The 24,296-nt window shown below is 66.5% G+C and carries 26 protein-coding genes; 7 read left to right on the forward strand and 19 right to left on the reverse strand.

The window, feature by feature from the left end; translation table 11 throughout:
* Positions 1-192: 192 nt before the first annotated feature.
* Entirely contained in the window at positions 193-1,134 is a 942-nt protein-coding gene (locus tag BMX17_RS18460; RefSeq protein ID WP_244515054.1) for a M48 family metallopeptidase, read from the reverse strand.
* 96 nt (positions 1,135-1,230) lie between these two features.
* Here BMX17_RS18460 and BMX17_RS18465 point away from each other — a divergent pair, with 96 nt between their 5' ends.
* Positions 1,231-1,476 carry a DUF7120 family protein gene (locus BMX17_RS18465; RefSeq protein ID WP_092662852.1) on the forward strand — a complete coding sequence of 82 codons (246 nt, stop codon included), beginning with the start codon at positions 1,231-1,233 and terminating at the stop codon, positions 1,474-1,476.
* Between the two features lie 31 nt (positions 1,477-1,507).
* Here the strand turns inward: BMX17_RS18465 and BMX17_RS18470 are convergent, their stop codons facing one another.
* The 5 genes from BMX17_RS18470 to BMX17_RS18485 all read right to left on the reverse strand — a co-directional run bounded on the left by BMX17_RS18470 (position 1,508) and on the right by BMX17_RS18485 (position 7,164).
* The gene (locus BMX17_RS18470) at positions 1,508-1,861 is read right to left on the reverse strand and encodes a hypothetical protein (protein ID WP_092662854.1); all 354 of its coding nucleotides are present in this window, start codon (positions 1,859-1,861) and stop codon (positions 1,508-1,510) included.
* A 64-nt stretch (positions 1,862-1,925) separates the two neighbouring features.
* Positions 1,926-2,090: a hypothetical protein gene (locus BMX17_RS26355; protein ID WP_170845474.1), complete on the reverse strand. Its 165-nt coding sequence runs from the start codon at positions 2,088-2,090 to the stop codon at positions 1,926-1,928.
* Positions 2,091-2,159: 69 nt separating this feature from the next.
* A complete protein-coding gene (locus BMX17_RS18475; RefSeq protein WP_092662856.1) occupies positions 2,160-3,458 on the reverse strand; it encodes a PH domain-containing protein in 1,299 nt (432 codons plus the stop codon).
* 44 nt (positions 3,459-3,502) lie between these two features.
* Positions 3,503-5,680, reverse strand: coding sequence for an N-6 DNA methylase (locus BMX17_RS18480; protein ID WP_092662858.1), 2,178 nt, complete (start codon positions 5,678-5,680; stop codon positions 3,503-3,505).
* A 95-nt stretch (positions 5,681-5,775) separates the two neighbouring features.
* Positions 5,776-7,164 carry a PH domain-containing protein gene (locus tag BMX17_RS18485; RefSeq protein WP_092662860.1) on the reverse strand — a complete coding sequence of 463 codons (1,389 nt, stop codon included), beginning with the start codon at positions 7,162-7,164 and terminating at the stop codon, positions 5,776-5,778.
* Between the two features lie 190 nt (positions 7,165-7,354).
* On the opposite strand from BMX17_RS18485, the gene BMX17_RS18490 reads away from it, so the two are divergent.
* Entirely contained in the window at positions 7,355-7,540 is a 186-nt protein-coding gene (locus tag BMX17_RS18490) for a hypothetical protein (protein ID WP_092662862.1), read from the forward strand.
* Here BMX17_RS18490 and BMX17_RS18495 read toward each other — a convergent pair.
* From BMX17_RS18495 to BMX17_RS18505, 3 genes are all read right to left on the reverse strand, one after another.
* Positions 7,534-8,586 (reverse strand): actin-like salactin, encoded by a 1,053-nt coding sequence (locus tag BMX17_RS18495; protein ID WP_092662864.1) that lies wholly within the window; start codon positions 8,584-8,586, stop codon positions 7,534-7,536. The genes BMX17_RS18490 and BMX17_RS18495 overlap by 7 nt on opposite strands.
* Before the next feature lie 86 nt (positions 8,587-8,672).
* Entirely contained in the window at positions 8,673-9,197 is a 525-nt protein-coding gene (locus tag BMX17_RS18500; protein ID WP_092662866.1) for a FlaD/FlaE family flagellar protein, read from the reverse strand.
* Positions 9,198-9,339: 142 nt separating this feature from the next.
* Entirely contained in the window at positions 9,340-9,762 is a 423-nt protein-coding gene (locus BMX17_RS18505) for a CBS domain-containing protein (protein ID WP_092662868.1), read from the reverse strand.
* A gap of 141 nt (positions 9,763-9,903) precedes the next feature.
* Between BMX17_RS18505 and corA the strand changes: the two genes are divergently transcribed.
* Positions 9,904-10,881, forward strand: coding sequence for a magnesium/cobalt transporter CorA (corA, locus tag BMX17_RS18510; RefSeq protein ID WP_092662870.1), 978 nt, complete (start codon positions 9,904-9,906; stop codon positions 10,879-10,881).
* Positions 10,882-10,938: 57 nt separating this feature from the next.
* Entirely contained in the window at positions 10,939-11,448 is a 510-nt protein-coding gene (locus BMX17_RS18515; RefSeq protein ID WP_092662872.1) for a type IV pilin domain-containing protein, read from the forward strand.
* On the opposite strand, the gene BMX17_RS18520 is transcribed toward BMX17_RS18515, so the two are convergent.
* From BMX17_RS18520 to BMX17_RS18565, 10 genes are all read right to left on the reverse strand, one after another.
* Positions 11,445-12,692, reverse strand: a complete 1,248-nt coding sequence (locus tag BMX17_RS18520; RefSeq protein ID WP_092662874.1) for a tripartite tricarboxylate transporter permease — start codon at positions 12,690-12,692, stop codon at positions 11,445-11,447. The two genes, BMX17_RS18515 and BMX17_RS18520, sit on opposite strands and share 4 nt — an antisense overlap.
* A gap of 55 nt (positions 12,693-12,747) precedes the next feature.
* Positions 12,748-14,802 carry a histidine kinase N-terminal 7TM domain-containing protein gene (locus tag BMX17_RS18525; protein ID WP_092662876.1) on the reverse strand — a complete coding sequence of 685 codons (2,055 nt, stop codon included), beginning with the start codon at positions 14,800-14,802 and terminating at the stop codon, positions 12,748-12,750.
* Positions 14,803-14,959: 157 nt separating this feature from the next.
* Positions 14,960-15,310: a 50S ribosomal protein P1 gene (gene rpl12p, locus BMX17_RS18530; RefSeq protein ID WP_092662878.1), complete on the reverse strand. Its 351-nt coding sequence runs from the start codon at positions 15,308-15,310 to the stop codon at positions 14,960-14,962.
* 31 nt (positions 15,311-15,341) lie between these two features.
* The gene (locus BMX17_RS18535; protein WP_092662880.1) at positions 15,342-16,385 is read right to left on the reverse strand and encodes a 50S ribosomal protein L10; all 1,044 of its coding nucleotides are present in this window, start codon (positions 16,383-16,385) and stop codon (positions 15,342-15,344) included.
* A 1-nt stretch (position 16,386) separates the two neighbouring features.
* Complete coding sequence (locus BMX17_RS18540) at positions 16,387-17,025, reverse strand: 50S ribosomal protein L1 (RefSeq protein ID WP_092662882.1); 639 nt, start codon at positions 17,023-17,025, stop codon at positions 16,387-16,389.
* Between the two features lie 126 nt (positions 17,026-17,151).
* Entirely contained in the window at positions 17,152-18,201 is a 1,050-nt protein-coding gene (locus BMX17_RS18545) for a hypothetical protein (RefSeq protein ID WP_092662884.1), read from the reverse strand.
* Between the two features lie 131 nt (positions 18,202-18,332).
* Positions 18,333-18,821, reverse strand: a complete 489-nt coding sequence (locus BMX17_RS18550; protein WP_092662886.1) for a 50S ribosomal protein L11 — start codon at positions 18,819-18,821, stop codon at positions 18,333-18,335.
* Between the two features lie 117 nt (positions 18,822-18,938).
* Positions 18,939-19,139 (reverse strand): VNG_1110C family protein, encoded by a 201-nt coding sequence (locus tag BMX17_RS18555; RefSeq protein WP_092662888.1) that lies wholly within the window; start codon positions 19,137-19,139, stop codon positions 18,939-18,941.
* An 81-nt stretch (positions 19,140-19,220) separates the two neighbouring features.
* On the reverse strand, positions 19,221-19,877 hold the full coding sequence (locus BMX17_RS18560; RefSeq protein WP_092662890.1) for a potassium channel family protein: 657 nt from the start codon (positions 19,875-19,877) through the stop codon (positions 19,221-19,223).
* A gap of 2 nt (positions 19,878-19,879) precedes the next feature.
* Positions 19,880-21,349, reverse strand: a complete 1,470-nt coding sequence (locus tag BMX17_RS18565) for an APC family permease (protein WP_092662892.1) — start codon at positions 21,347-21,349, stop codon at positions 19,880-19,882.
* 188 nt (positions 21,350-21,537) lie between these two features.
* On the opposite strand from BMX17_RS18565, the gene BMX17_RS18570 reads away from it, so the two are divergent.
* The 3 genes from BMX17_RS18570 to BMX17_RS18580 are packed head-to-tail and all read left to right on the forward strand — an operon-like array spanning position 21,538 to position 23,956.
* Positions 21,538-22,650: an OBG GTPase family GTP-binding protein gene (locus BMX17_RS18570; protein WP_092662894.1), complete on the forward strand. Its 1,113-nt coding sequence runs from the start codon at positions 21,538-21,540 to the stop codon at positions 22,648-22,650.
* Positions 22,650-23,147 carry a TIGR04206 family protein gene (locus BMX17_RS18575; protein ID WP_092662896.1) on the forward strand — a complete coding sequence of 166 codons (498 nt, stop codon included), beginning with the start codon at positions 22,650-22,652 and terminating at the stop codon, positions 23,145-23,147. Before BMX17_RS18570 ends, BMX17_RS18575 begins: the two co-directional genes overlap by 1 nt.
* Before the next feature lie 53 nt (positions 23,148-23,200).
* Complete coding sequence (locus tag BMX17_RS18580) at positions 23,201-23,956, forward strand: VOC family protein (protein WP_092662898.1); 756 nt, start codon at positions 23,201-23,203, stop codon at positions 23,954-23,956.
* Positions 23,957-24,296 lie beyond the last annotated feature (340 nt).

Raw genomic sequence — 24,296 nt, forward strand, 5'->3', positions numbered from 1 at the left:
GGGCGGTCGATATGAAGGTTCGTCCTCACCCGACGATCTCCTCGATCCCGGCGTGGCCGAAACAGACGCGGCTGCCGGTCATCGCGACGCGTTCACAGCCGTCCTCGGCGCAGGTCTGCAGGGTGGGAAGACACATCGTCTCGGGGTTGGGCTACGCCGGTTTAGCCCTATCGTTCGGCTCGGCGGTCGAAACTACAGACCCTGCCGCGGGTCGCTCGCTCGGGCGCGCTCCCGGAGGCGCTCGATGCGTTCGTCGATGGCCGGGTGCGTCGAGAGCACCTGGCCGAGCGTACCGTCCTCGTCGCCGCGGGTGTACAGCGGCGAGAGCAGGCTCCAGTTCGGGTCGCGCACGCGGTCGATCTTCGCCAGCGCGCGGGCCAGTGCCATCGGGTCGCCGGTCACGGAGACCGCGCGGTCGTCGGCGGCCAGTTCCCGCCGACGCGAGTGCGCACGGATCGCGAGTGTGAACACGAACAGGAGGACGACGACGCCGTTGCCGATCAGCAGGCGAAACTGTCCGATGGTCCCCTCGGCCCACCGGGTCGGCCGACCGCGGATCCAGGCCACACCCCGGGCCAGTCCGGTCAGAAAGAGCAGGGCGGGCGACAGCAGGACCGTGACGATGCCGACCAGCGTGCGCAGGCCGCTGTAGGCCAGCGTCTGGATCAGGCTGTCCCGGCTCTCCAGGTGGGCGAACTCGTGGGCGAGGATACCCTCCAGTTCGGCGGTCGAGAGCAGGCGAAACAGCGCACGGTCGAGGACCACCGTGCCGTCAGCGGGACTGCCCAGCGCCAGCGCGTTGGGTACCGCCATGTCGGCGACGAGGAGGCGCGGCGTTTCGATCCGCATCTCCGCGGCCAGGCGGTCGGCGCGGCGGTACAGTTCCGGCGCGCGCTCCCGCGGCAGGTCGGCGGCGTCGACGCTCGCGAGCAACTGACTGGTGCCGTACTGGTAGCTGAGATAGCCCAGGACGAGCGTCGTGGCCGCGACGATAGCCACCGTCGTCCCCAGCGGCGGTCGACTCGCCCAGACCCACACGAGCACCGAGTAGACGGCCCAGGCGGCCAGTCCGTATCCGGCCAGCAAGGAGAGACCGACACCGGCCATGAGCGCTCGCAGTCCCAGTCGACCCATTGGCGGGACGTAGCCGTCTCCCGAGCAAAGGCGTGTCGCCTCGAACCTGTCACCGCAGCCCAAAGATTGAAATCGAACGACCGGATAGTGACGCACGTGCCGACCGTCGAAGTCTCGCTTCCACAGGACGTCCACGCGCAGTTCGAACGGCTCGTCGACGAGGAGTTCGTCACGGAGGAAGAAGCCGTCGAGGAGTTGCTCTCGGCGGGGCTGGACGCGTACACGCGCGACGTGTCCGGCGACGACCGGGGTCCGACCGACGTAGCGGACGAGTACGCAGACGATATGTGGGACACCGCCGAGGATCCGGCCGCCAGCGGTCCCGACGACGACTACCTCTGACCCGACGGGCTCCGACTTCGCCTCGCGTTTTTTACTCCGAGTTCGCGACCGTCGCCTCGTCCAGATACTCCCAGCCGTCCAGCCGTGCGGCCGTCAGGAGGTCCTCGATCAACTGGTCGCCGGTCTCGGTCGCGCTCGTCTCGTCGTCGGCCTCGACGGTCACCGTCACCGTTCCCTGGACCGTGATCCGGTAGGGGTCGAAGGGGCCAGCCGGGAACTCGAACACGTCGGTGGCCTCGGCGGTGACCGACTCGAACGTCTCGCCGCTGGCCTCGCGGACTGACTCGCGAATCGACTCGGCGGCGTCGCTTTTGGCCGTACCGGTGGTCCCGGCGCTCTCGGTCGCGACCGTCTCGAACGCCCGCCGCACGTGATAGGTAGTCATAGTGGGTGCTTGTCGCCCGGACGTATTTAGGTGGGCGGTCTGGACTGCCGTCGGCCCGCCGGTCTCAGCGCGGCCTGGTCGAACTGTCGCGCGCCCGGTGGACCGCTCCGTCCAGCGTGACGACGGTGTCCGACCGGATCCAGGCGTGTGCGTTGTCCGGATTACAGACGATGTAGTCGCCGTTCCCGACCTCGAACCCGGTACAGCGTCGCTCGGTGTCCTCGCTCATGGGCACTCGGGAGTTGCAGACGGGGGGTGAAGAACGAGACGGGGGTTCTCAGGGGATGAGAACGGGCTTTCAGGCGAGTGTGTCGACCCTCTCGGTGTCGATCTCTTCGGGGAGGTCGGCGAGGGCTCGCTCGAACCGCTCGGGATCACACGACCGGAATTCGGCGGCGACCTGGCGGGCGGATTCGTAGTGCTCGCGGGCGCGGTCGTAGGCCTCGGGGGCCGCCGCGGCGTCACCGGTCTCGCGTGCGGCGTCGCCGCGGTCACGGGCTTCGTCCGCGACGGTCCGGTGAGCTTCGACCAGTTTCTGGGCGGTCCACTCGACCTGGAAGCGCAGGGAGTCGGGGTCGCCGTCGAACACGTCCTCGCGACGGAGACAGAGCGTGAGCGCCTCGTGACAGGCGTCCAGTGCCGTCTCCCAGCGGTCGACAGCGGTCTCGGGGTCGTCGGCATCGAGTGCGGCCTCACAGGCCTCGGTGGCCGCTCTGAGTGGGGCCCCGGTCACCTCGTCGATGGCCTTCTCGACGCCGGCCACTTCCGCGTCCATGTCGTCGGCGGCGTGGTACTCGACGCCCTCCGAGCGGTCCATGGCGCGTTCGTACTCCGCCAGCGAGCGACGGTAGGTCTCGTAGGCTTCGACGTACTCGCCCTCACTCCGGGCGGATTCGGCGTCGCCGGCGAGCTGGCGCGCCCGGGTCCAGTGGGTCCGGATCCGCGCCAGTGACAGCCGCGTCTCCAGCTGGGCGATCCGCCGGTGCATCGCGTGGTCGCCGTCGCGGAAGTCCCTGGCTACCTGCTCGGCCTCTTCGAGCAACTCCTCGGTCCGGTTGATCGCGGTCCGGGCCCGCGCCGGATCGCCGTCTTCGAGTTTGTCTTCGACCGTCGAGAGATGCTCTCTGGCCTTCTCCAGTCGGCGGTCCACGGTGACCCAGTAGGAGATGGCCTGCTCGACGTACTCTTCGACGTGCCCGTAGTCCTCGCGGCCGCCGAGCCAGAACGTGTACCGATCGCTGGTCCGCGCGGTCAGCGTCAGGCGACTTTTGAGCATCCCACTCTTGGTCTCGACCGATCGAATCTCCGTGTAGGGCAGTGAGACGCTCCGGTTCTGCCCGTTGCCGTCATCGTTGCCGCCGACGAGCAACAGGACGCGCTCGTCGGTCACCGCCGCTACGGCGTTGTAGTCCGACCCGGGCTTGACGACGCGTTCGCCGTCGCTGTCCTCGTGTTCGATCCCTCGTTTCTCGTTTGTCAGGACGTACGCCGGCTCCTCGGTGCCCTCGAAGAAGTCTTCGAGCGTCACCCCCGCGAGGTAGCCGTTCCCACCGCCGTCGCTGGACACCGCGTGCTCTACGTTCGTGCTGCCCCCCATTGTGATCCCGTAACTATCCACTATTGATACTCCTCCCTAATCAATCACTCGCCCGGTACCTCCGCTGAGACGACATCCCTGCCGCCAGCCAGCCACTCCTCTACGAGCCGGTCGATCTCGGTCTCGATGGCCGACAGCGCCGGGTCCTCGTCCGCCGCCTCACCGGCCGCGGCGACCCGATCGTGTGCGTCGACGGACAGGTCCGCCAGTCGGTCGCTGTGTGGACACTCGGCCGGCGCGGGGAGGTCGAGTTCGGAGACGACCGATTTCGAGAGGCTGGCCTTCCCGTTCGAGGACAGGTCCCGGAGGGTCCGCTGGTAGGGCGCGGCGTTGAGCAGGGCACAGAGGAAGTGCGCGGTCCGGCGGTCGTCGGTCGCGAGGAACATATAGTGGTCCCCGGGAATCACCTGCTTCTCGCCCAGGTCCGGGTCCGATCGGGTCGAGACGACGGTGAAGTGGGGCTTGAACCCGAGCCGACACCACGCCACCTTGTAGTCGGCCCACGTGTACTCGCCGAGCCCGAATACCGAGTAGAAGGGGCCACGGTCGAGCCACGACGAGGACCGGTCGGTCAACGGCTCGCGGTTGGCCGCCAGGTAGTCGTAGGTCTCCGGGTACTGCTCGCGGAGCCACGCCTCGTTGTCCTCGCCAGCCTGCGCCTGGGGAACCAACCGCAGGTCGTGGCCCGTCAACCCCCACTTCCGGACGTGTCGCGACTTGAGATACGGATACACCAGCCCGTGTTCGATCCGGTCCAGGTCGTCCCGTTCGAGTCCGAACACGGCGTTGGCGTCGTCTTTCAGCCCGTGTCTGATCTCGTGGGCACAGCTACCCAGCGCTGCCCGTTCGGCGTCGGCCCGGAGCCACGCACTCGTCGTGTCGTCGGGGTCGAGCGGGACGAGTTCGGTCCCCGTCGACGTGGCACTTTCCCGAAACGCGGGACCCGAACCGAAGTCGGGCTGGCCGTCACCCGGCGTCCAGACCGTCGCCGGCACTGGGAACGACGGCTCGGTGTCGGCCTCGAACGCGTAGACGGCGGCGTTGGCACCCACTTCCGGAAACGGTTCGAGCGCCGAGAGGTCCTGTACGTCCGCGAGTGCGAGCGATCGGTCGCCGACGCGCAGTCGCCGCAGGACCGCCCCGGCCGGTCCCCGCATCAGATCGCGTTTGAGGACGAACGCCGCCGTCCCGCCCGGCCGGAGGTAGCGGTGGACGCAGGTCCAGGCGAACGGCACCGACACGTCGTCGTTGCTGTGGCCCAGCCGAGCGGCGACACCCCCGTGGGGCTGGAGGTCGAGGGGCTCGACGTACCGCTCCCGCCAGCGGTCCTTGAGCCGCTCGGAGAGCCGTTCCCAGGGGATCCACGGCGGATTTCCTACGAGGGTATCGAACGTCGTGTCGAGCGGCTCTCCGCGAAACTCGACCTCGTCGTCGCGAGTCAGTCCGAGTGCATCTGTCAGGAAGACTGGCACCGCAAACTGCTCGCGCTCGCTCGCGTCGAGTTCGTCGAACACCGCAGTACAGTACGCGAGGGTGGCCGATTTGACGGCGACCGGGTTCACGTCGATCCCGACGACCGAGGTGACGGCGGCGTCGAGAAACGCCTCTGGGGCCCCGCTCCAGGCCGTGCGCTTCCGATCCAGTGCGGCGGTCAGGAAGACGCCCGAGCCACAGCCCGGATCGAGGACGGTCGCGTCGGCCACCGACGCCGGGAGCGCGTCGAGGGCGAGGTCCGCCACGCCACGGGGCGTGTAGTATTCACCGAGGGCGAGGCGCACGTCCCGGGAGATCACCTCCGTGTAGAGGTCCCGGAGCCGATCCGGCGTCAACCGGCGCAGATCGGCGCCGTCGACCGCCGAGACGATCCGCGCTCGCCCCCGGTCCGGGGACAGCACGCGATCGTGGTGGTCGCCGAGCGCGACACCGGTCGCGCCCGAGTTCGTTCCCGGCTCCCGGTTCGTGATCGTCACTCCCGAATTTCCCTCGACGGCATCGAGGAGCGAATCCAGCAGGAAGTCGACGTAACAGGTTTCGACGAACGCCCGGTCGACGGGGTCGTCGGCGCCGAGGTCGGCGAACACGTCGCCGTGGGTAGCTCTGACGTACGACGCCCAGCGGTCCCGAGTAGCCGCGAGCGGGCCGCCCTCGTCGAGTCGCTCCCGGGCGGCGTTGCAGTAGGCTCTGCGCTCGGCGTCGGCGTCGAACTCCGGGAACGGGGCCATTCGCTCGCCGGTTCGAGCGGGCCTGTCAAATAACTCCCGTCCGCGGTCGGGACCCGCGGGTCACGGTTCGGGAGTGCCGGAAAACCAGAGCGGCGTCAGTCGTCCGAGAGCCGGCGCGTCCGTGGATCGCCGTCGGCCATGTCGCCGACGAACTCGAAGCCGTCGTCGTCGGTCGTGGCGGCGGCGTCGATACACCTGGCGAGCGTGTCGGCGGACGCTTCGAGCATCGGCCGCAGCCCGGGCTTCAGTTCTTTCGCGACCGTGAGCGCGTGTTCGATCTCGGTGTGTGCGTTCGTACAGGCGCCCTGGGCCGCGTCCGGGTGACCGGACGCCAGGAGACGGGTCCCCGCCGCCAGGTGGTAGGCGGCCAGCAGGCGACGCGCGTGGACGAGTTCGTCGACGACCCGTTCGATGGTCTCGCGCAACTCGTCGCTATCGCCGGCGAATCGCTGTTCGTCGCTCCCCCAGTCGAGGACGAGCGCGGTCTGGTACCGTTCCAGCGCCACCTCGAACTGCTCGGCGGCGACGGCCGGTGCGTCCGCGTCCCTGGCACGCTCGAACGCCGTCTCGGCCCGCCGAAGCGGCGATTTCGAGAGGTGATCGAGACTCTGGGTCACTGTGTCGGCGCTCTCGCGGATGTCGCTCTCGTCGGGGAAGTCGTGTTCGCGAGCGATGTCGAGCGCCCGCTCGTACTGTGCCCGCGCCTGCAGGAAGGCGTCGTAGGCGTTGTTGTACTGCTCCTGTCGCCACTCGGCGTTGGCTTCCGTCGCGTGTTGCTCCGCTCGCGAGACGTGGATGGTCATGACGCTGGCGTCGAGGCGCTGTTCGACTTCGTGGACGCGCTCCCAGACGGCGTCGTCCCGGTTGGTCGTCAGCTCCGGCGCTTTCCGCTGGGCCTCCTCGACGTGGTCCCTGGCTGTGCTGGCGGCCGCGCGGGCCGAGTCGTGGTCGTCGTCCGAGAGACACTCGTCGACCTCCACGAGGTGTTTCCGGGCGTGTCTGAGCTGACTCTCGACGCGAGACCAGACGACTGCGGCCCGCTCCAGGTACTCCACCGCGGGCTCGATGTCGACGGTACTCCGCACCGCGAAGCGCCACTTGACACCCTCGGTCGTCCAGATGTCGATGCCTTTCGTGAGCATCCCGCTCCGGGTCTTCACGTCCTCGATTTCCGTGTAGGGAACTGCAAAGGAGGTATCGCCCGTCCCGTTGCTGTCGCCGACGACGAAGAGGACACGGGTGTCGGTGATGGCCGCGATGGCCTGATACCCGTCGCCGGGCGTGAACACCGTCGCGTCCGCGTCAGTCTCCCGCCGGACGCCCTTTTTCTTATTCGATAATAGAAACGCCACGCGTTCGGCGGCTCCCAGGTACTCGATGAGCGGCTTGTCGTGGAGATAGCCACTCGCGAATACGCCCCCGCTACCCGTCCCTGTGAGCAACTCCTCGTCGGAAATCGCGTTCTCGTCCTGGGAAGCCAACATGGGTTCGCACCGTTACAATGATTCTCGTTGATAATGAGTCATACGCTCGATCAAGGGTGCGTCAGACGTTATATTTATAGGAAAAATAATTAAATAAAGGCTCGCTGCTGTCGAGCGATCCTCGCGTGTGCCACAGCGCCGACGCGTGTCTGACTGGGGTTTAGGTGGTCCCGTCGCCTCCCTCTGTGCTATGCCACGGTTGGCGCTGGAGCTGCCCGACGACCTCAGACGAGTCGAGAACAGTCCCGAGAACGGCGAGAGCCGGGCCGAGGACGCGTCGGTCCGGAACCGGACGGCGACCGCGACCGGGACGGGAATCGACGACCCGAAAGTTACCCGGTGGCACCGGTGCTGGGCCGGGTCCGGGGATCAGTAACTGTCGCTCTCGATCAGGTGGGCGGCGATGCGCTGTGCGCCGACGGTCGCCGAGAGGTCGGGGCGGTCGGGCGCGGTGGCCGTCACCTCACGCTTTAGTTCCTCGCTCAGGCGCTCCTCGAACTCCTCGACGATGCCCGGGACGCAGGCCATCCCGCCAGTCAGGACGACCGGCTGGTCCAGCGCCAGCTGGTACACCTTCATGTAGTCGTTGGCCAGATCCGGCAGGAAGCTGTTGGCGATCTCGTCGACCACTTCGTCGAGGTAGTCGTTACACGCGTCCATCACGCTCCGTTCGATGGTGAACTCGTGTGAGCCGCCGCCGGGTTGCTGGATCACGTCGGTAAAGGGCTCGAAGTCGACGAAGTCGGCGTGTTCCTCCTTGTACTCGCGGGCGGTCGTCTTGTCGATGTTGACCCGACCCTGGGTCTCCTCCTCGACGTTGTTGGCGATCATCCGGTCGATCTCGTTGCCAGTCACCGCGCCGGTCGCGAAGGGAGTGAGTTGCTCACCCCGGCGGTACGCGGAGGCCTCCAGATTCGTCGAGCCCATGTTGACCGCGGTGAAGATCTCGCTGATCGCCTCCAGATCGTCCCCGATAGCGGGGATCGAGCCACACAGCGACTCGGGGTAGCTCTGGACGCCCGCCTCGCCGATGGTGCTCTCCTCGATCACGGATTCGAGGTTGGCCAGCCCCTTCTCGTTGTCGAGGGTCGGGATGGCGTAGACGACGACGCTGTCTTCGGGCACGTCGTGTTCCTCGATGAGGGCGTCGAAGAACTTCTTGGTCAGCTCGGCCCGGTCGTCGTCCTCGGGCAGGCCCGAGCGCAACATGAACTGCGCGCGGTCGGGGTACTCCGTGGCGGCCTCGTCGCCGTACAGCACCCGTTCCTCGCCGGTGAGTTGATCCTCGTAGGTCGCCAGACAGGTCAGCGTCCGGATCGTCTCCAGGTCACCCTCGCCATCCGGGAGGGCAATCACGGTCCGGGTACTCCCCAGTTTGACCCCGACCGGCACTGGTCCGTCCGTATCTTCGTCATCGCTCATAATCGCCAGCCGCTACTCACGGCTCTGGTATATATTCTCTCCCTATACTCGGAATCGAAACACGTCGGCACGATAGAATCGGCCGTCTACCGCATCGAAACGAGCCGCGCGATGTAGACGAGACTGAGTTTGTGGTCGTCGACGGTCCCGCCGCGTGGTTCCTCGCTGGGACTCTCCAGCCCGAGCAGGTAGTCGTTCAGGGCCGCCTCCACGTCCTCGGTGAGCCAGCCGACCGACTCGTAGTACTGCAGGGCCTCGTTGGTCCCCTGATAGCCGAAGTTCGAGAGCAGGAACTCCAGCCACTCGAAGATGACGTACTCGGCGGCGTAGCTCTCCGGCAGGCCGTCGAGATACGGCTTCTCAAGGTCGTCGACCCCGGCTTCCAGGGGCAGGAGTTCCCGGTAGAGGCCGTTCTGGAACTGGTCGCGCGACGGCCCCTCCGAATCGAGGTTGTCCCAGCCGTTCGTCTCCGGGCGTGCGCTCTCCTCGCCGTCGCCGGTCGGCGGTCTGGGTGCGTCGCCACCGTCGCCACCCGACCGGGGTCTGTCACCCCGCTCCCGGGCCATCTTCCGGAGTTCGTCGAGGTCGTAATCGCGTGGGTTGATCGTCATGTGTTCTGTTGCGTAGATATTCCGCCCCCAGTATGTTAAACCTTACACCCGCCCGAGCGCCCTCTGTGGGTTCTCTCCGCCGGAAATCACGCACTGTCTGTCACGCGTCCGACGCGCGACTGACGGGCGACAGCCACAGCGGTCAGCGCGTCCAGTCGTAGTGGCGTCTGGCGAGCCCTTCGGCTTCCGTTCGGAGGTCCGACAGGTGGTACACCACGTCGGTCAGCGTCACGATGCCGACCAGGTCCAGATCGTCGACGACGGGGAGTTTCTTGATGCCTTCGTCGAGCATTCGTCGCGACGCCAGCCCGACCGACGCGTCGGGTTCGACGGTGACGAGTGGCTCCTGGGTGAGCGGGCCGGTCGAAAGCTCCGACAGCGGCGTGTCGCGCTCGTGGGCGGCACGGAGAACGTCCGACTCCGTGATCAGGCCCGTGGGGATACCGTCGTCGACGACCACGACACTCCCGATGCCGTTGTCGAGCAACGCCCCGGTAACCTCCCGGAGCGTCGCCCCCGCTTCGACGGTCACCAGGTCCGTCGTCATGATCTCGCGGATCAGCATAGCGCTCGTACCGCGACCAGAGAAAAGAGTCTGTGGGCGCGCGAACGTTTTTGATCCGCCCGGGCGACGGGTCGGTATGCACGGCGATCCGAATCCGGGGGCCGAGCCCCCACCCGTCTCGGCACGCGGGAGGGGACGGCCGTGATCGCGGCGGTCGTCTACGGACCCGACGGCGTGACCGAGTACGACGACCTCGCCACCGCCAGGGACGCGACCGGCACGACGTGGGTCCGTGTCAGCGACGCGGACCCGGGCGAACTCGACACCGTCGCCGAGACCTTCGGGATCCACTCGCTGGTCGTCGAGGACGTTCGCAACGAGGTCCGAGCCAAGACCCAGCCCTACGACGACTACGCCTTCACGCTGGTCAAGACCGTCGAGCTGGCCCGGGGCGACCAGTCCTTCGAAGAGGAAATCCTCGCCGAGGCCGTCGGCATCTGCGTGGGTGAGGACTGGGTGGTCTCGCTGTCGGTTCCTCCCGACGACCCCGTCGACCGGGTGTGGGACGCGGTCCGTCGGGGGGACAGTCGTATCCTCGACCGCGGTCCTGATTTCACCGCCTACCGAATCGTCGACATGATCGTCGACGAGTACTTCACCGTCCTCGACGATCTGGAGACGGACATCGAGGCCATCGAGGAAGCGGTCACGGAGTCGACCGATATCGGGACGCTCGAAGACATCAACGCGCTCCGCCGGGACCTGCTGGCCTTCCGGAAAGTCGCCTGGCCCTGTCGGGAAGCAGTCGGTGTCCTCGCTCGCGGGGGTCCCACGCAGGTCCGCGACGAGACCGAGAAGTACTACCGGGACGTGTACGACCACCTCGTCCAGGTCGTCGACCTCACCGAGACCTACCGGGACCTGACCACCGGCACCCGCGACATCTACCTCAACACGCTCTCGCAATCGACCAACGAGGTGATGAAGGTGTTGACGGTCATCGCGACCATCTTCCTCCCGCTGACGTTCGTCGCCGGCGTCTACGGCATGAACTTCGCCGGGAGCCCGTACAATATGCCCGAGTTGACCTGGCGGTACGGCTACCCGGCCGCTCTCGTCGCGATGGGTGCCATCGCCGGGGGGATGCTCGTGTACTTCAAACGAAAGGAATACCTGTAGCTTTCGGCCGTCGACACCGTTCGTGCGGTTAAGTGCCACGCTGGGTTATCCAGGATAATGAGCGACTCTCGTCGCTGGTTTCGGCCTGCGGGCCAGGACCGCGCCGTCTCGAACGTCGTCGGCGTCGTGCTGGTCGTCGCGATCGTCGTGATCCTGGCCGCGGTCGTCGGGAACCTGGTACTGGGCTTTGGGGGTTCCATGGGGACGCCAGCGCCGCAGTTCACTGTCGAAACGCACTACCAGGCAGACGGGGCGGGCAACGACGCCGGCCGGCCGTACCTCAACGTCACTCACACCGGCGGCGACACCGTCGACGGGACGAACCTGTTCGTCGTCGACAGCGACGGGAACGACGTGGCCTGGGCCGACGTGTGGACCGGCAGCCAGGATATCGAGGCGACCGAGTACGTCCACATCGACGGCCACGGGAGCGACAGCGCCCTCAACGCCGCCTGTGAGGGTGAAACCTACCAGTTGATCTACCGGCCCGATCCGGAAACCTCACACATCGTCCAGGAGATCGAGATCGAACGGCGAGCGACCGGACCGGCAGCGGCGTACTGCTAGCCAAGCGCCAACGGGACGAGCAACACGCCCATCAGCGTCGCTCGCCGCGACCCGAACCGCGGCGGGACCAGTCCGATCACCGTCGCGACCGCGAAGATGCCGATCCCGACCGGGCCGGCGAAGACGAACGAGAGGGCGAGTAACAGCGCGAGCACGGCAACCGACAGCATTCGGTAGTCCAGCGCGCCGACCAGCGACAGGTAGCGGTCCCCGAGCGTCGGGACCAGGACGAACCCGAGGGCGGCCGCCAGCGCGACGCTGGCCAGCAAGAGCGGGAAGGCCAGCGGCGCACCGCTCGATTCGAGCGCGACCAGGACCCCCGTCCGCGGCGAACCCAGAGCGCGCAAGGCCAGGAGTGCGAATATGGTATTAGCGGTGTTCACACCGCTGGTTATCACCACGAAGCCCCGCGCACCGAAGCGGTACGGGACGGCAAGCAGTGCACCCGTCGCCGCCACGGCGCTGGAGACGCCCGGGAGAAACCCCACGACTGCACCCGAGAGCGTGCCCGCGACCGAGAGCCCACCGACTGCCGGTTTCGAGAGCGCGAGCGTCGCGTCGTCCTGTGGCGGGACGCCGCCCCCGCCAAGTGCGTCGATCAGGACTGGCGCGCCGAACAGTCCTGCAAACAGCGGTGCCAGCGTCCCGCCCGCGCTCACCAGGCCGTTCGTCGGGAGATCCAGCGTCAGGAGGCCGAGAGCACCGCTCGCCGCCAGTGCGAGTCCGGCACCCACCTTCGCGCGATAGCTCCCCTCGGTCGTCACCAGCCCGACCGCCACGGCTGCAAGCACTGCCGACAGGTTGGCCCGGATCGTCGGATACAGTGCCGTCACGGCCTCCGTGACCGGGATCGCCAGCGGCACGGCGAGCGCGACCGCTAATCCACTCCCCAGTGCCGACAGCCGCAGGGCTTCCCGGCCTCTGCCGGCCAACACTAACTCGTGGCCAGGGAGTGCGCTCGCGGCCATCGCCGGGTCCGGAACGCCGAGCGACAGCGCCGGGACCACGTCGAGGAAGGTGTGCATCGTCCCGGCGGCCAGCATCGCCGCCCCGACCAGCCGCGGCGGTCCGGGCACCGCGGACGCCCCCGCGGCCAGCAACAGTGCCATGTTGTTGGCGTGCAATCCCGGGATCAACCCGCTCACGACGCCGAGTGTGGCACCCCCGGCGACGAAGGTGAGCGCCAGGGCTGCTGCCGACGGCGCGACCGCGATTCTGACGCCAAGCCAGGTCGTGACTCCCATCGAGACCGGGTGGTCCCGCCCTCTTACTTAAACGATCGTCCGCAGGACGGCGGTGTCAGTCCTCGTTTGCGGGTCGGTTGTCGGCCTGGAGTCGGGGCGACGACTCGTGCTCGCTGTCGAGTGTGTTACCGATCGACGAACCGTCGTCGGGATGGTCGACTCCGGAAAACTCGAAGCGTGCACCACCCGGCTCGCTGTCGGTGACGCTCACCGCCCAGCCGTGGGCGTTGGCGGCGTCCTCGACGATGGCGAGGCCGAATCCGGTTCCGTCGTCGCTGGTGGTGAACCCGTGATCGAGGACCTCGTCTTTCCGTTCGTCGGGGATCCCGAGGCCGTCGTCGGCCACGAAGAAGCCGGTCGTCCCGTCGCGATCCAGCGCGCCGACGGTGACGGTCACGTCCTCGCGACCGTGTTCTACGGCGTCCTGACGAACTTGCGAGTCAGGGCTCGTAGAGCCATGCTCTACGGCGTCACCAGACCGCTCCGAGTTCTGGTTGCCTGTCGAGCCGTGCTCGACAGCGTCCTGACGAGTTTGCGAGTTAGGGCTCGTGGAACCGTGTTCCACGGCGTTGCGAAAGAGGTTCTCGAAGATGGTTCGCACCCGGCCGCGGTCCGCCTCGATCACTGTGTCGGTGTCGACCCGCAACACGGCATCGGCGGTGTCGACGGTCTCCCAGGCGATCTCGGCGGTGTCGGCCAGGTGGACGGTCTCGGTTTCGGTGACCGCTTTTCCCTCCCGGGCAAGCGTCAGCGCGTCGTCGATGATGTCTTCCATCCGGTCGGTGGCCCGTTCCAGTTCGCGGACCGTTTCGGCGTCGACCTCGACGGTATCGTCGTCGCCCTCGATCCGTGCGTCGAACAGTTCCAGATAGCCCGACGTGACGTTGAGCGGGTTGCGCAGGTCGTGGGAGACGATTCCCGCGAACTGGTCCAGTCGTTCGTTCTGGTGTTCGAGTTGCTGTTTCTGTGACCGCAACGTCTCCTTTTGTTCCTGTAACTGCTCCGCCCGACGCTTCCGGTCGGTGATGTCGTGGAGGAGGATGACGTGTGCACGTGCTTTCTCCTCCTCACTCAGTGCGGAGATCGTCACCTGATAGCACCGCTCGCCGTCTGGCGTCTCGACCCACGCCTCGTCGTCGAGTTCGTGGACCGGTTCGTCCCCGTCGAGTACCGGCCCCACCTCACCACACTCTAGCACCCACTCCGGCCGGACGACGGCGGCCAGGTGCTGCCCGACCGGTTGATCCAGTCCGAGCATCCGCTTTGCCGTCGAGTTGACGTCGACGATCCGATCCTCGTCGTCGACGACGATGATGCCGTTGTCGACGGCTTCGAGAACGAAGTCACGGGCCAGCGGGACGGTGCTGTCGAACCGCGACCCGACCACCGCGAGGACGCGGTCGATGGGGACCATCCGGACGAACGTCACGCTCCCCGTCCCCAGCAAGAGGACGACGCCGACCACGAGGTAGACGAACGGGACGAGCATGAAGTGCGGAAACGGACTGAGTTTGGTCACCGAGAGGACCGTCACGACGCCGATAGCGAGCGTCGACACGGAGATGACCGCGCTGATCTGCCGATAGACGTTCCGGGAGCGGAGCATCCGCCTGGCCAGCAACGCGTTGTAGCCGACGGCAACGGCGTAGGAGATGACGGCCATCGCGTACACGCCGATCCCGAACTCGTAGGTGAGTTCGGCGAACGACCCGCTCCGGTCGACGCCGGCGTCGACCAGAAAGAGCCCGTGAATCCCGTCGGTCAGGGTCAGCGCGAGCGTGACCACGGGGAACGCCAGGAGGGCGATCACTCGCGGCCGGGTGAGCCAGTCTCGGCGGCCCACGAAGTGAGCGGTGAACAGGCAGGTGGTGACGACGAGCAACGGGATCGTCGGGAGAAAGAGCGCGAACCACAGCCGCTTCCAGAACAGCGACACCGTCGAGACGGTCAACAGCGTGAACAGCGACCACAGCGCCAGCGAGATCTGGACGCCCATCGCCCAGATCTCGACGCGGCCCTTCCGCTGACGCCAGGCGATCACCGCACCGACGGTCGCGATCAGGACCGCAAGCGCCAGCGGTAGCGTGTACGGCGTTGTTTGCCACTCCATCGTGTTCGAGAACCGACCTTGATTCGGTCTCGAACGGACAGCTATGTAAAGCTACGTACTGGGTAACCGTCGGGATCACTCCGCCGTCCGTGAGTGGGGACGCGGAGCGACGCCACTACCGAACGAAAAATAAATCGAGAGGATTGTCGGGCCGCGATCAGCCGAACAGCTCGCCGAGGCCTTCGCCGCCGTCGCCTTCGTCTTCGTCGTCGTCGCCTTCGTCTTCGGCTTCGGCTTCCTCGGCCTCGTCGCCGCCTTCGTCGTCGCCGCCCTCTTCGAGTTCACCGTCGGCGCTACCGCCCGCGGGGGCGGCCGCACCGCCGGCCGGGACCGCTGCGGCCTGCTCGACGGCTTCCTCGATGTCGATGTCCTCCAGGGCCGCGACGAGGGCCTTGACGCGGGACTCCTCGACGTCGACGCCCGCCGCTTCGAGGACGCCCGTGATGTTGTCTTCGTTGATCTCTTCGCCAGTCTCGTTCAGGATGAGTGCTGCGTAAACGTATTCCATGGTTGGTAGTCTTGTTGGTGGTATTTAGTTGTTAGCCGAACATCGCGCCCATCGCATCGCCCGTGTCACCGTCGTCGTCGTCATCGTCGGTGTCGTCGGGTTCAGCGTCGGCGTCCGCCTGGTCTTCCTCGCTGTCCTCGTCGTCACCCTCGTCGGGCTCCGCTTCGGTCTCGGGTTCGGCCGTCTCGACGCCCTGGAGCTCCTCGGGGAGCGCCTCGGGGTCGTCGATCTGGGCCGCCAGCGCCCGGACCTGTCCGTCCGCCTTGCTCAGGAGGTCGGGCATGAGGTCCTCGTCCTCGATGGCCGCCTGGAGGCCGACCGATTTGGCCTCGCCGGACGCCTTGCCGAGCAGCGACCCCACGGTCTGTGCGGTCGGGTAGACGGCGTTGATCGAGAGGTTGCGTGCGCCCGCGGCGGCGGCCTCGATGTCCGCCTGGTACTCCTCGACGTCCAGTTCGAGCTCGTCGGGCTCGAAGAGGACGCCGTCGGCGAACACCGCCTGCAGGTCGAGCCCGACTTCCTTGGGCTCGATGCCGAGTTCGCTCAGTACGTTGGCGAGCTGGCTGTCGACGGTCTCGCCCGCCTCCAGCACCGTCGAGTCGGCCATGACCTGGATCGAGCCTTCCTGGATCCGGGCTTCGGCACCGACAGCCTGGAGTTCACCGACGAACTGACCCGGGTCCATCCCGGTGTCGCCCTCCGGAATCACGATGTCGTTGGGGGCGACCTCGCCGTCGTTGATCGGCGCGGAGGTCTTGGAGGCCTCCAGCTGCTGGTACAGCGTGAACGGGTTGTCGTTCGTGCCGATGAGGCCGACCTGGCCACCGATGTACTCGGTGAGGTCTTCGAGGCCGGCGTCGACTTCGTCGAGGGCGCGCTCCATCAGCGTGTTCCGGCTGACGCGGAGCTCGGCGGTGCCGTGCAGGTTGGCCCGCATATCCTGGAGCTGACGGCTCGGAATGCCGGCGATGTTGACGATGCCGACCGAGTCGTAGCTCTCCAGTGTGGCGACGAGGTCGTCGACCTCCTCTTTTTTCCACTGCGGAATGGTCTCTGTCTTGCGTTCTGCGCTCATATTAGGCCACCTCGACGGCCGGGCCCATCGTGGTCTTGACGAACACCGAGTCGATGTTCAGCGGGCCCTTCTCGAGCTCGGCGTGCAGGCGCCGGAGGATGACGTCGATGTTGTCCGCGATGTTCTCGGCGTCCATGTCCTCCGCGCCGACGCGCGTGTGGAAGGTCCGCCGGTCGCGGCTCCGGAGCTGCACCGTGTTTTTCATTCGGTTGACGACCTCGACGACGTCGTCGTCGGGGTCGAGCGGTTCGGGCATCTTCCCGCGCGGGCCAAGCACCGTACCGAGATAGCGACCGATGTCCTGCATCATGTCCTGCTCGGCGATGAAGAAGTCGGTCTCGTCGGCGAGGTCCTTGGCCGCGTCGTCGTCGTCGCCCAGTTCTTCGAGGTCGTCGCCGTCCAGCACGTCGTCGGCGGCGTCCTCCGCACGCAGGGCGGTCTCGCCCTCCGCGAAGACGACGATACTCGTTTCCTGGCCCGTCCCCTCGGGGAGGACGACGCCAGTGTCGACGCGGTTCGACGGGTCGTCGAGGTCTAGGTCGCGCAGATTGATCGCGAGGTCGACCGTCTCGCGGAAATTCCGCGGCGGTGCGTCCTCGAGTGCGCTAGATACTGCTTGCTCTATGTCCTGATCTGCCATCGTTCACCTCCGTAGTACGCGTAACGCTCCTACGGGTCAGTGAAACAGGCGAAGCCTGTCTCACCCGGAAGGTGGCCGATGCGAAACTTAAACCCGTCGAACCGGTCCCGCGACCGCCCGAATCCGCTAGAACGCCCCGGTCCGCAGGCTGAACGAGTTCCCGCCGCCCGTACTCGATCCCTGCTGGCACCGACTGACCGTCTCGCGCGCCTGCCGGCTGAGACGGTCGCCCTCGGTTCTATCGCCCCGCTCGTAGGCGCGTGCCGCCTCGGCCAGGGTCGGCGACGCGTCGGCGAGCGCTTCGATTCGACACCGCACCTGATCGAGGGCCGCCTGCGGGATCACGACCCCGCCGTCGAGACGCGAATCGTCGAACCCGGCGACGGCGTCCCGGTAGTGTGTCCCCGCGGCCTCGTACCGTCGTTCGGCCCGGGCGAACGATCCGCGGTCCATCGCGGTCTCGGCCGTTTGCAGGTCCGCCATCCCCGCCAGAAACGGCTCCATCCCGTCGAGGTACACGTCCAGGAAGTCCGCGCGGCGGCGCAACTCCACCACCGCGTCCCGGAACGGTGCGACCGACACCGACAGCTCCGAGAGTGCGCCCGTGTCGATCCCGCCGAGCGTGTCTAGCACCTCGTCGGCAACCGGCCGCACGTCCCCGATCGCCCGGTGACTCTCGAACAGCGCCGTCGTCGCCGTCTCGTACCGGTTCCGGTCGCTGCGCCGTTGCATTTCGCTGTAGCTTTCGGCACCCGTGGCGTAGTCGACGAACATCGGGCCAGCCCGCTCGTGGGCGTCGGCCAGTCCCGACAGCGCAGTGACGACACCGTCGGGGGCGTCGGCCGCCGACAGGTTGCGGCGTGCCCGTTCGACCCGGTCGGTCACCGCCCCGTCGTCGAACGTCGTCGGTGCGTCTTCGACCGAACTGGCGACGGTCTCGGCGTAGCTCTCGAACTGCTCGTTGTTGTCCGCCAGCGCCGCGACCGCGCGCTGTAGCGAGTCCCCTCCCGCATCCGCATCGTCCGCATCGTCCGTCGCCGCTGTCTCGGCAGGTCCGTCGTCGTCACTCCCACCGTCGTCCCCGCCCCCATCGTCACCGAAGTTGACGGTCACACACCCCGCCAGCCCCACCGGCAGTGATGCGCCAGCCGCCGTGAGGACGGTTCGTCGCTCCATACATATGCTTCAGCTGATAAATTCTTCAAAGTACGGGTCGCTTCGACGCTCGAACTGTGGTGCGGTCGACCGACCGGTGTCGGGGTCGTAGACCGCAGGAAGAGAGTCGATTTGCGAGTGCTCGCGGCGACTTACGCCGAGGCTTCTTCGGCGAACTCGTCGTCGTACTCGCCCTCGTCGATGCGTTCCTTGAACTCGCGGGGGTCGTTGCCCTCGATGGTGACGCCCAGCGAGGTGCAGGTCCCGACGACTTCCTTGGCGGCGTTTTTCAGGTCGTAGGCCAGCAGGTCCGGGTGTTTCTGCTCGGCGATCTGTTTGACCTGATCGACCGACAGATCCGCGACGAAGTTCTCCTGGGGTTCGCCGCTGCCGGTCTCGAAGCCGGCCTCGTCTTTGACGAGTTCGGCCGTCGGCGGGACGCCGACCTCGATGTCGAAGTCGCCCTCGTCGTCGTACTCGACGGTGACGGGGACTTCGGTGCCGTCGAAGGCTTCGGTCTGGTCGTTGATCTCCTGGACGACTGCCTGCACGTCGACGGGCGTCGGGCCGAGTTCCGGGCCGAGCGGCGGTCCGGGGTTGGCCTGCCCGCCAGGGACGAGTACTTCGATGGTTCCAGCCATATCGAACCTATCGTGGAGGCGCGCTTTTAACGGTTGCTTTCCGCGGCCGGCGTGTCGACGGGGCACACGCTCCGGGTCGAGAGTGACAGAACGGGGACGATGGGCGGTGTCGCCCGACTACTGGACCGAGATGCCGTTCCGAGAGAGGTACGCGCTCGCTTCCTTGATCTCGACGGGACTGCCGACGATGCGCACCCCCTGCTCTTCGGAACGGATCGTTAGCGTAAACCGGTGCTCCAGTTCCTCCCGGAGGCCGTCGAGCGCTTCCTCCGGGAGCAGGATTTGCGTACTGTCGCGCAGCAGGGCCGCGTCGGGCATCATCCGAAAAAAGGCCATCTCGCCGTATAGGTGTATCGAAACGGTTCCCGCAGGACGCTCGGCGTCGCCGGCCACCGTCGGTTACCCACGTAGTAGATTCATGACTTCCTCGGCCACGTCGGGTTCGACAGCGACCACGTAGCGTTTCCCGGGATCCAGCGTCGTCTCCGGCCCGGCGATGCGCTCTCCGTCGTCGTCGGAGATGACGATCGCTCCGGTGGGGAAGTTGACGTTCGACAGCCGCTTGTTCGCTGCCGGCGCACCCTCGGCGACCCGGACCTGCATGATGTCCAGCGTCTCGGTCACGTCGCTGATGCTCACCACGTCGCCACCGATAATCTCGTTCGCGGCCATCCGCGCGCCCGCGCGTTCGGGAAACACCACGCCGTCGACGAACCGCGTGTACTCCTCCCCACCCAGCCGTTCGACACGGGCGATGGTCCGGAGGTCGTCGCCGTTCATCTCCTTGGCTTCGAGACAGACGGCGAGGTTCACGCCGGTCGAGGCAGTCAGGCCCGCGATCACGTCGGCGCGTTCCACGTCGGCCTGTTCCAGAATCGCCGGGTCGGTCGCATCACCCTGGATGATCGTCGCGACGTACTCGTCGGCGATGGCGTCACACACCTCCGGGTCACGCTCCACGACGGTGATGTCGTGGCCTCTGTCCGCGAGGATGTCCGTTGTCTGGAAACCGACGCGTCCACCGCCAACGATGATAACGTTCAGATCCTGAGTCATGTTCAGTCGTCCTCCTGTGGCACCGCGTCCGCCGTCGTCTCGGGCGGGCCCGAATCGCTGGTCTCCCCGCGTGACCGCCACCGGTTCAGGCCGAGATAGGCCAGGCCGCCAAGCAGTATCCAACCGACGCTGAGCGCCAGCGCCAGCGGATCCGTTCGCACCAGATACCAGACGAGTACACCTGTCAGAACGAGGTTCAGCACGATCCCCAGTATCGGCGGTACCGGGTAGTAAGGCATCTCGTAGGGTCGTTTCATGTCGGGTCGCTCGCGGCGCAACCGGATGACTGCGCCGTTGACGACGATAAACGAGAGCAGGAAAAACAGGCTGGACATATTGCCCGCGCTCTTTGTCGGCAGGGCCACCGAGCCAAGCATGACGACCGCACTCGCGAGAATCGCCACGAAGGGCGTCCCGAACCGGTGGTGGAGCTGGCCGATAGAGGGCAACAACTGGCCCTCACGCCCCATCGAGAACGCGACCCGAGACGAGGCGATGACGACGGCGTTCAGCGCGGTCAGCGTCGAGAACACCGCGCCGAAGACGATGATCGCGCCGCCGTTTTGAATCACCGGTAGCCCCGTCGGCATGAACTCGGTCGCCGCCTGTGCGATGCCTGCCTCCCCGGCCTCGGCCAGGCCCTGGGCCCCGAGGGTCCCGACGGCGACCGTGACGACCGCCAGGTAGACCACGACGGTCACCGCGAGGCTCAAAAAGATCGCCTTGGGGATGTTCTCACGGGGATTCTCCACTTCTTCCGTCACCGTCGTGATGAGGTCGTACCCCTCGAACGCGATGAAGGTCAGCCCCATCGCGGGGAGGATGGCGAAGGCACCACCGTCGGCCGGAAAGAGCGGCTGGAACTCCGCGGTCGAGAACATCGGCGAGAGCGCGCCGAAGGCGACGAACACCACCAGAATGCCGACCTTCACGAGGGTGAAGATGGTCTCGACGCTCCCGCTGGCGGCGGTCGAGGCGGCGTTCAGCGCGACCAGCAACAGGACCGCGGTGAACGCCAGGCCGACGCTGACTGGGACGGCAGCGTCGAGCAGCGGGAGCGCGACCGCGCCCACCTGATCAGGGGCCGGCGCGAACCCGTAGACGTGGAGCAGTTCGAGGAAGTTCGGGGCGAAACCCAGCGCGTACAGCGCGCCGGCGATCATGTACGCGAACCAGAGCATCCAGCCCATCAGGAACGAGCTCAGGTCGTCGAACACCTCCCGGACGAAGGCGTACCCCCCGCCACTCTTGGGGATCGCGGAGGCGAGTTCGGCGTACGAGAGGCCGGTGAAGGCCGTGACGACGCCGTTCAACGCGAACACGGCGATCGCGGCCGGGCCGGCGATCTCGGCGGCCAGGCCGGTCAACACGAAGATGCCCGCGCCGATCATCGCGCCCATGCCGATCATGGTGGCGTCGAGCAGGCCAAGTTCGGCTTCGGGTTTGCGCTCGCCGTGACTGCCGCTACTCATCGGTTCCCTCCTGGTACCAGTGATCTCGTCTCGTAGCGACGGGCCGGCCGGTTCCGGTGTGCATCCATCCGTGCCCTCTCGCCCGTCGCTCATAATTCCTCGGCGCGATTCCCAGTCTGTGGGGTCGACGGCCCAGCGACGAGACCCAACGAAAGCGCTTTTGCATCGCGGTTGCCGACTGTCCCCTAATGGGCCTGGAGGAGGAGATCGAGGAGATCGAAGAGGAGATAGCCGAGACTCCGTACAACAAGTCGACTGAGGCCCACATCGGCCGGCTGAAGTCCAAACTCGCACAGAAAAAAGAGGAACTCGAGAAACAGCAGTCCGGGTCGGGCGGTGGCGGCGGCTACGCCGTCGAGAAACACGGCGACGCCACCGTCGCGCTCGTGGGGTTTCCCAGCGTCGGCAAGTCGACCCTTCTGAACGCCCTGACCAACGCCGACAGCGAGGTCGGCGAGTACGAGTTCACCACGCTCGACGTCAACCCCGGAATGTTGCAGTACAACGGCGCGAACATCCAGATGCTGGACGTGCCCGGTCTCATCGAGGGGGCCGCCGAGGGCCGCGGTGACGGGCAGGCGGTCCTCTCGGTCGTCCGGACGGCCGATCTCGTGGTCTTCGTCATGGACGTGTTCGAGATCGACCAGTACGCGCGCCTGCGCGAAGAACTATACAAGAACGACGTCCGGGTCGACACCGAGCCCCCGCGGGTGACCATCCGCCGGAAAGGGAAAGGCGGCATCGACGTGAACGCCAGCGCGGACCTCGATCTGGACGAGGAGACGATCAAGCAGGTCCTCCGCGACCAGGGGTTCGTCAACGCCAACGTGACCGTCGGCGAACAGGTCGACATCGACCGCCTCATCGACGGCGTGATGGACAACCGGGTCTATCTCCCCTCCATCGAGGTCGTCAACAAGGCCGACCTGATCGAACCCGACTACCTCCCGACCGTGGAGGAGAACCTCCGGGACCACGACATCGACCCCGACGAGGCGGTGTTCATCAGCGCCGAGGAGGGGAAAGGGCTGGACGCGCTGAAAGAGCGTATCTGGGACGCGCTCGGACTGATCCGCATCTACATGGACAAGCCGGGTCGGGGCGTCGACTACGAGGAACCCCTCATCCTGCGTTCGGGTGCGACCGTCGAGGACGCCTGTGAGAAACTCGGCGGCGAGTTCGAGGAACGGTTCCGCTTCGCCCGTGTCTCCGGGTCGAGCGCCAAACACGACGAACAACAGGTCGGACAGGACCACGAACTCGCGGACGAGGATGTGTTGCGGCTCGTGACTCGCAAGTGATGGTAGGGCGATCCGGACCTGACGAATCGGACACGCGACAGCGACTCCATCGCGTTCTCGTGGCCGTCGCCGTCGCCCTCCTTCCCTGGACCGTCGTGTTCACCCGGCAGTACGTCGACCTGTTCTTTTCGTTCGGGCTCGTCCCGCTGGGTCCGTCAGGGCTGACGCCGATCACCGACTTCTACTTCCGGCACACGGCCGGACTACCTGGGTACCTGAACGCCTGGGGACTGGGCGCGTTGCTGTTCGCGGTCGGGCTGGCGAACGCGCTGTTCGGACTGATGAGCGAGCGGCTCGGGCTCTCCCTGCGGGAAGACCCGCGGGTCACGGCGGCGATGTACGTCTTCGCCGGACTCGGGCAACTCGTGTTCGCTGTCGGGTTCCTCCGGCGACCCGCCGGGTACGTCGCCGTTCCGTTCGGGACGGTCCTCCTCTGGGGACTGGTCTGGCGGTACTACCGGCGGGACCTGGCCGCAGTGTTCGAGTACCGCGGCTGACACGCGATTCCCCCGTCGATATCCTTTTCGGCGTTCCACCCCAGCCACTGGGTATGCACGCGACGCTCGACCACACGATGATGCGCGTCGAGGACTTAGAGGAGTCCCTGGACTGGTACCAGACCCACTTCGACTACGAGGAGTACGGCCGCTGGGAGGCCGACACCTTCACCAACGTCTTCCTCGGCCCCGCGGACAAACACGAGGACGGAGCGCTACTGGAACTCACCTACAACCACGACGACCGAACCTACGACTTCGGCGACGCGTGGGGGCACGTTGCGGTCCGCTGTGACGACGTGTACGAGGCCTACGACGAACTGATGGACGAGGGCGTCGAGGACTACCGCGACCCCGACTCCTGTGGCGGGCAGTACGCGTTCGTCACCGATCCGGACGGCCACGAGATCGAGATCGTCGAGCGCGACCACGGCGCGAAGTGGAGTCTCGACCACACGATGCTCCGTGTCGAGGACGCCGACGAAGCCATCGGCTGGTTCACCCGAAAGCTGGAGTACGACCTCTTCCGCCGCGAGGAGTTCGACGACTTCGCGCTGTACTTCCTCAAGCCCGCCGGGGCCGCCCCCGAGGAGATGTCCGTCGAACTCACGTACAACTACGACGGGCGCACGTACGACGTGGGCGACGCCTGGGGTCACGTCGCGGTGCAGGCCGACGACCTGCACGAGTTCTGGGGCACGCTCATGACTCGCCACGCCGCGGACTACCGCGATCCCGAGAGCTGTGGGGATCGCTACGCGTTCACGAAGACGATGGACGGCCACGAAGTCGAAGTCGTCACGAACTGATCCCGACCGGCCGACAGGTCACACCTCGGACTCGTTTTTGGTTCTAGATCATCCAGTCTCCACGCTCGTCTACTCCCTGACTGGCACTCGCTCCCGGTCTGGAAGCCTTCGTCTACCGTTCCGACTGCGTGCCAGATTCTGACCGCTGTTTCCCGCCTGCTCGTGTCAGACGACTGTTAGCCGCTGGGCTGACGCCCTCACATCTGAGGCGAAATTCCGGACTCAGAGCCTCGAACCCGCGATATCGGGGTGTGTGGGATGGTGTCAACCCGCGGATTTGACCACAAAGCATTTATAATGAGCACCAGTTGTTCTGACCGTACCCCTAACCATGGTGACA

Source organism: Halorientalis persicus (assembly GCF_900110215.1).
GTDB lineage: Archaea > Halobacteriota > Halobacteria > Halobacteriales > Haloarculaceae > Halorientalis > Halorientalis persica.

Coding starts and splice junctions, on each gene's coding strand:
- BMX17_RS18460 (WP_244515054.1), bottom strand. CDS start 1,134: ATGGGTCGACTGGGACTGCGAGCGCTCATGGCCGGTGTCGGTCTCTCC.
- BMX17_RS18470 (WP_092662854.1), bottom strand. CDS start 1,861: ATGACTACCTATCACGTGCGGCGGGCGTTCGAGACGGTCGCGACCGAG.
- BMX17_RS26355 (WP_170845474.1), bottom strand. CDS start 2,090: ATGAGCGAGGACACCGAGCGACGCTGTACCGGGTTCGAGGTCGGGAAC.
- BMX17_RS18475 (WP_092662856.1), bottom strand. CDS start 3,458: ATGGGGGGCAGCACGAACGTAGAGCACGCGGTGTCCAGCGACGGCGGT.
- BMX17_RS18480 (WP_092662858.1), bottom strand. CDS start 5,680: ATGGCCCCGTTCCCGGAGTTCGACGCCGACGCCGAGCGCAGAGCCTAC.
- BMX17_RS18485 (WP_092662860.1), bottom strand. CDS start 7,164: ATGTTGGCTTCCCAGGACGAGAACGCGATTTCCGACGAGGAGTTGCTC.
- BMX17_RS18490 (WP_092662862.1), top strand. CDS start 7,355: ATGCCACGGTTGGCGCTGGAGCTGCCCGACGACCTCAGACGAGTCGAG.
- BMX17_RS18495 (WP_092662864.1), bottom strand. CDS start 8,586: ATGAGCGATGACGAAGATACGGACGGACCAGTGCCGGTCGGGGTCAAA.
- BMX17_RS18500 (WP_092662866.1), bottom strand. CDS start 9,197: ATGACGATCAACCCACGCGATTACGACCTCGACGAACTCCGGAAGATG.
- BMX17_RS18505 (WP_092662868.1), bottom strand. CDS start 9,762: ATGCTGATCCGCGAGATCATGACGACGGACCTGGTGACCGTCGAAGCG.
- BMX17_RS18515 (WP_092662872.1), top strand. CDS start 10,939: ATGAGCGACTCTCGTCGCTGGTTTCGGCCTGCGGGCCAGGACCGCGCC.
- BMX17_RS18520 (WP_092662874.1), bottom strand. CDS start 12,692: ATGGGAGTCACGACCTGGCTTGGCGTCAGAATCGCGGTCGCGCCGTCG.
- BMX17_RS18525 (WP_092662876.1), bottom strand. CDS start 14,802: ATGGAGTGGCAAACAACGCCGTACACGCTACCGCTGGCGCTTGCGGTC.
- rpl12p (WP_092662878.1), bottom strand. CDS start 15,310: ATGGAATACGTTTACGCAGCACTCATCCTGAACGAGACTGGCGAAGAG.
- BMX17_RS18535 (WP_092662880.1), bottom strand. CDS start 16,385: ATGAGCGCAGAACGCAAGACAGAGACCATTCCGCAGTGGAAAAAAGAG.
- BMX17_RS18540 (WP_092662882.1), bottom strand. CDS start 17,025: ATGGCAGATCAGGACATAGAGCAAGCAGTATCTAGCGCACTCGAGGAC.
- BMX17_RS18545 (WP_092662884.1), bottom strand. CDS start 18,201: ATGGAGCGACGAACCGTCCTCACGGCGGCTGGCGCATCACTGCCGGTG.
- BMX17_RS18550 (WP_092662886.1), bottom strand. CDS start 18,821: ATGGCTGGAACCATCGAAGTACTCGTCCCTGGCGGGCAGGCCAACCCC.
- BMX17_RS18555 (WP_092662888.1), bottom strand. CDS start 19,139: ATGCCCGACGCGGCCCTGCTGCGCGACAGTACGCAAATCCTGCTCCCG.
- BMX17_RS18560 (WP_092662890.1), bottom strand. CDS start 19,877: ATGACTCAGGATCTGAACGTTATCATCGTTGGCGGTGGACGCGTCGGT.
- BMX17_RS18565 (WP_092662892.1), bottom strand. CDS start 21,349: ATGAGTAGCGGCAGTCACGGCGAGCGCAAACCCGAAGCCGAACTTGGC.
- BMX17_RS18570 (WP_092662894.1), top strand. CDS start 21,538: ATGGGCCTGGAGGAGGAGATCGAGGAGATCGAAGAGGAGATAGCCGAG.
- BMX17_RS18575 (WP_092662896.1), top strand. CDS start 22,650: ATGGTAGGGCGATCCGGACCTGACGAATCGGACACGCGACAGCGACTC.
- BMX17_RS18580 (WP_092662898.1), top strand. CDS start 23,201: ATGCACGCGACGCTCGACCACACGATGATGCGCGTCGAGGACTTAGAG.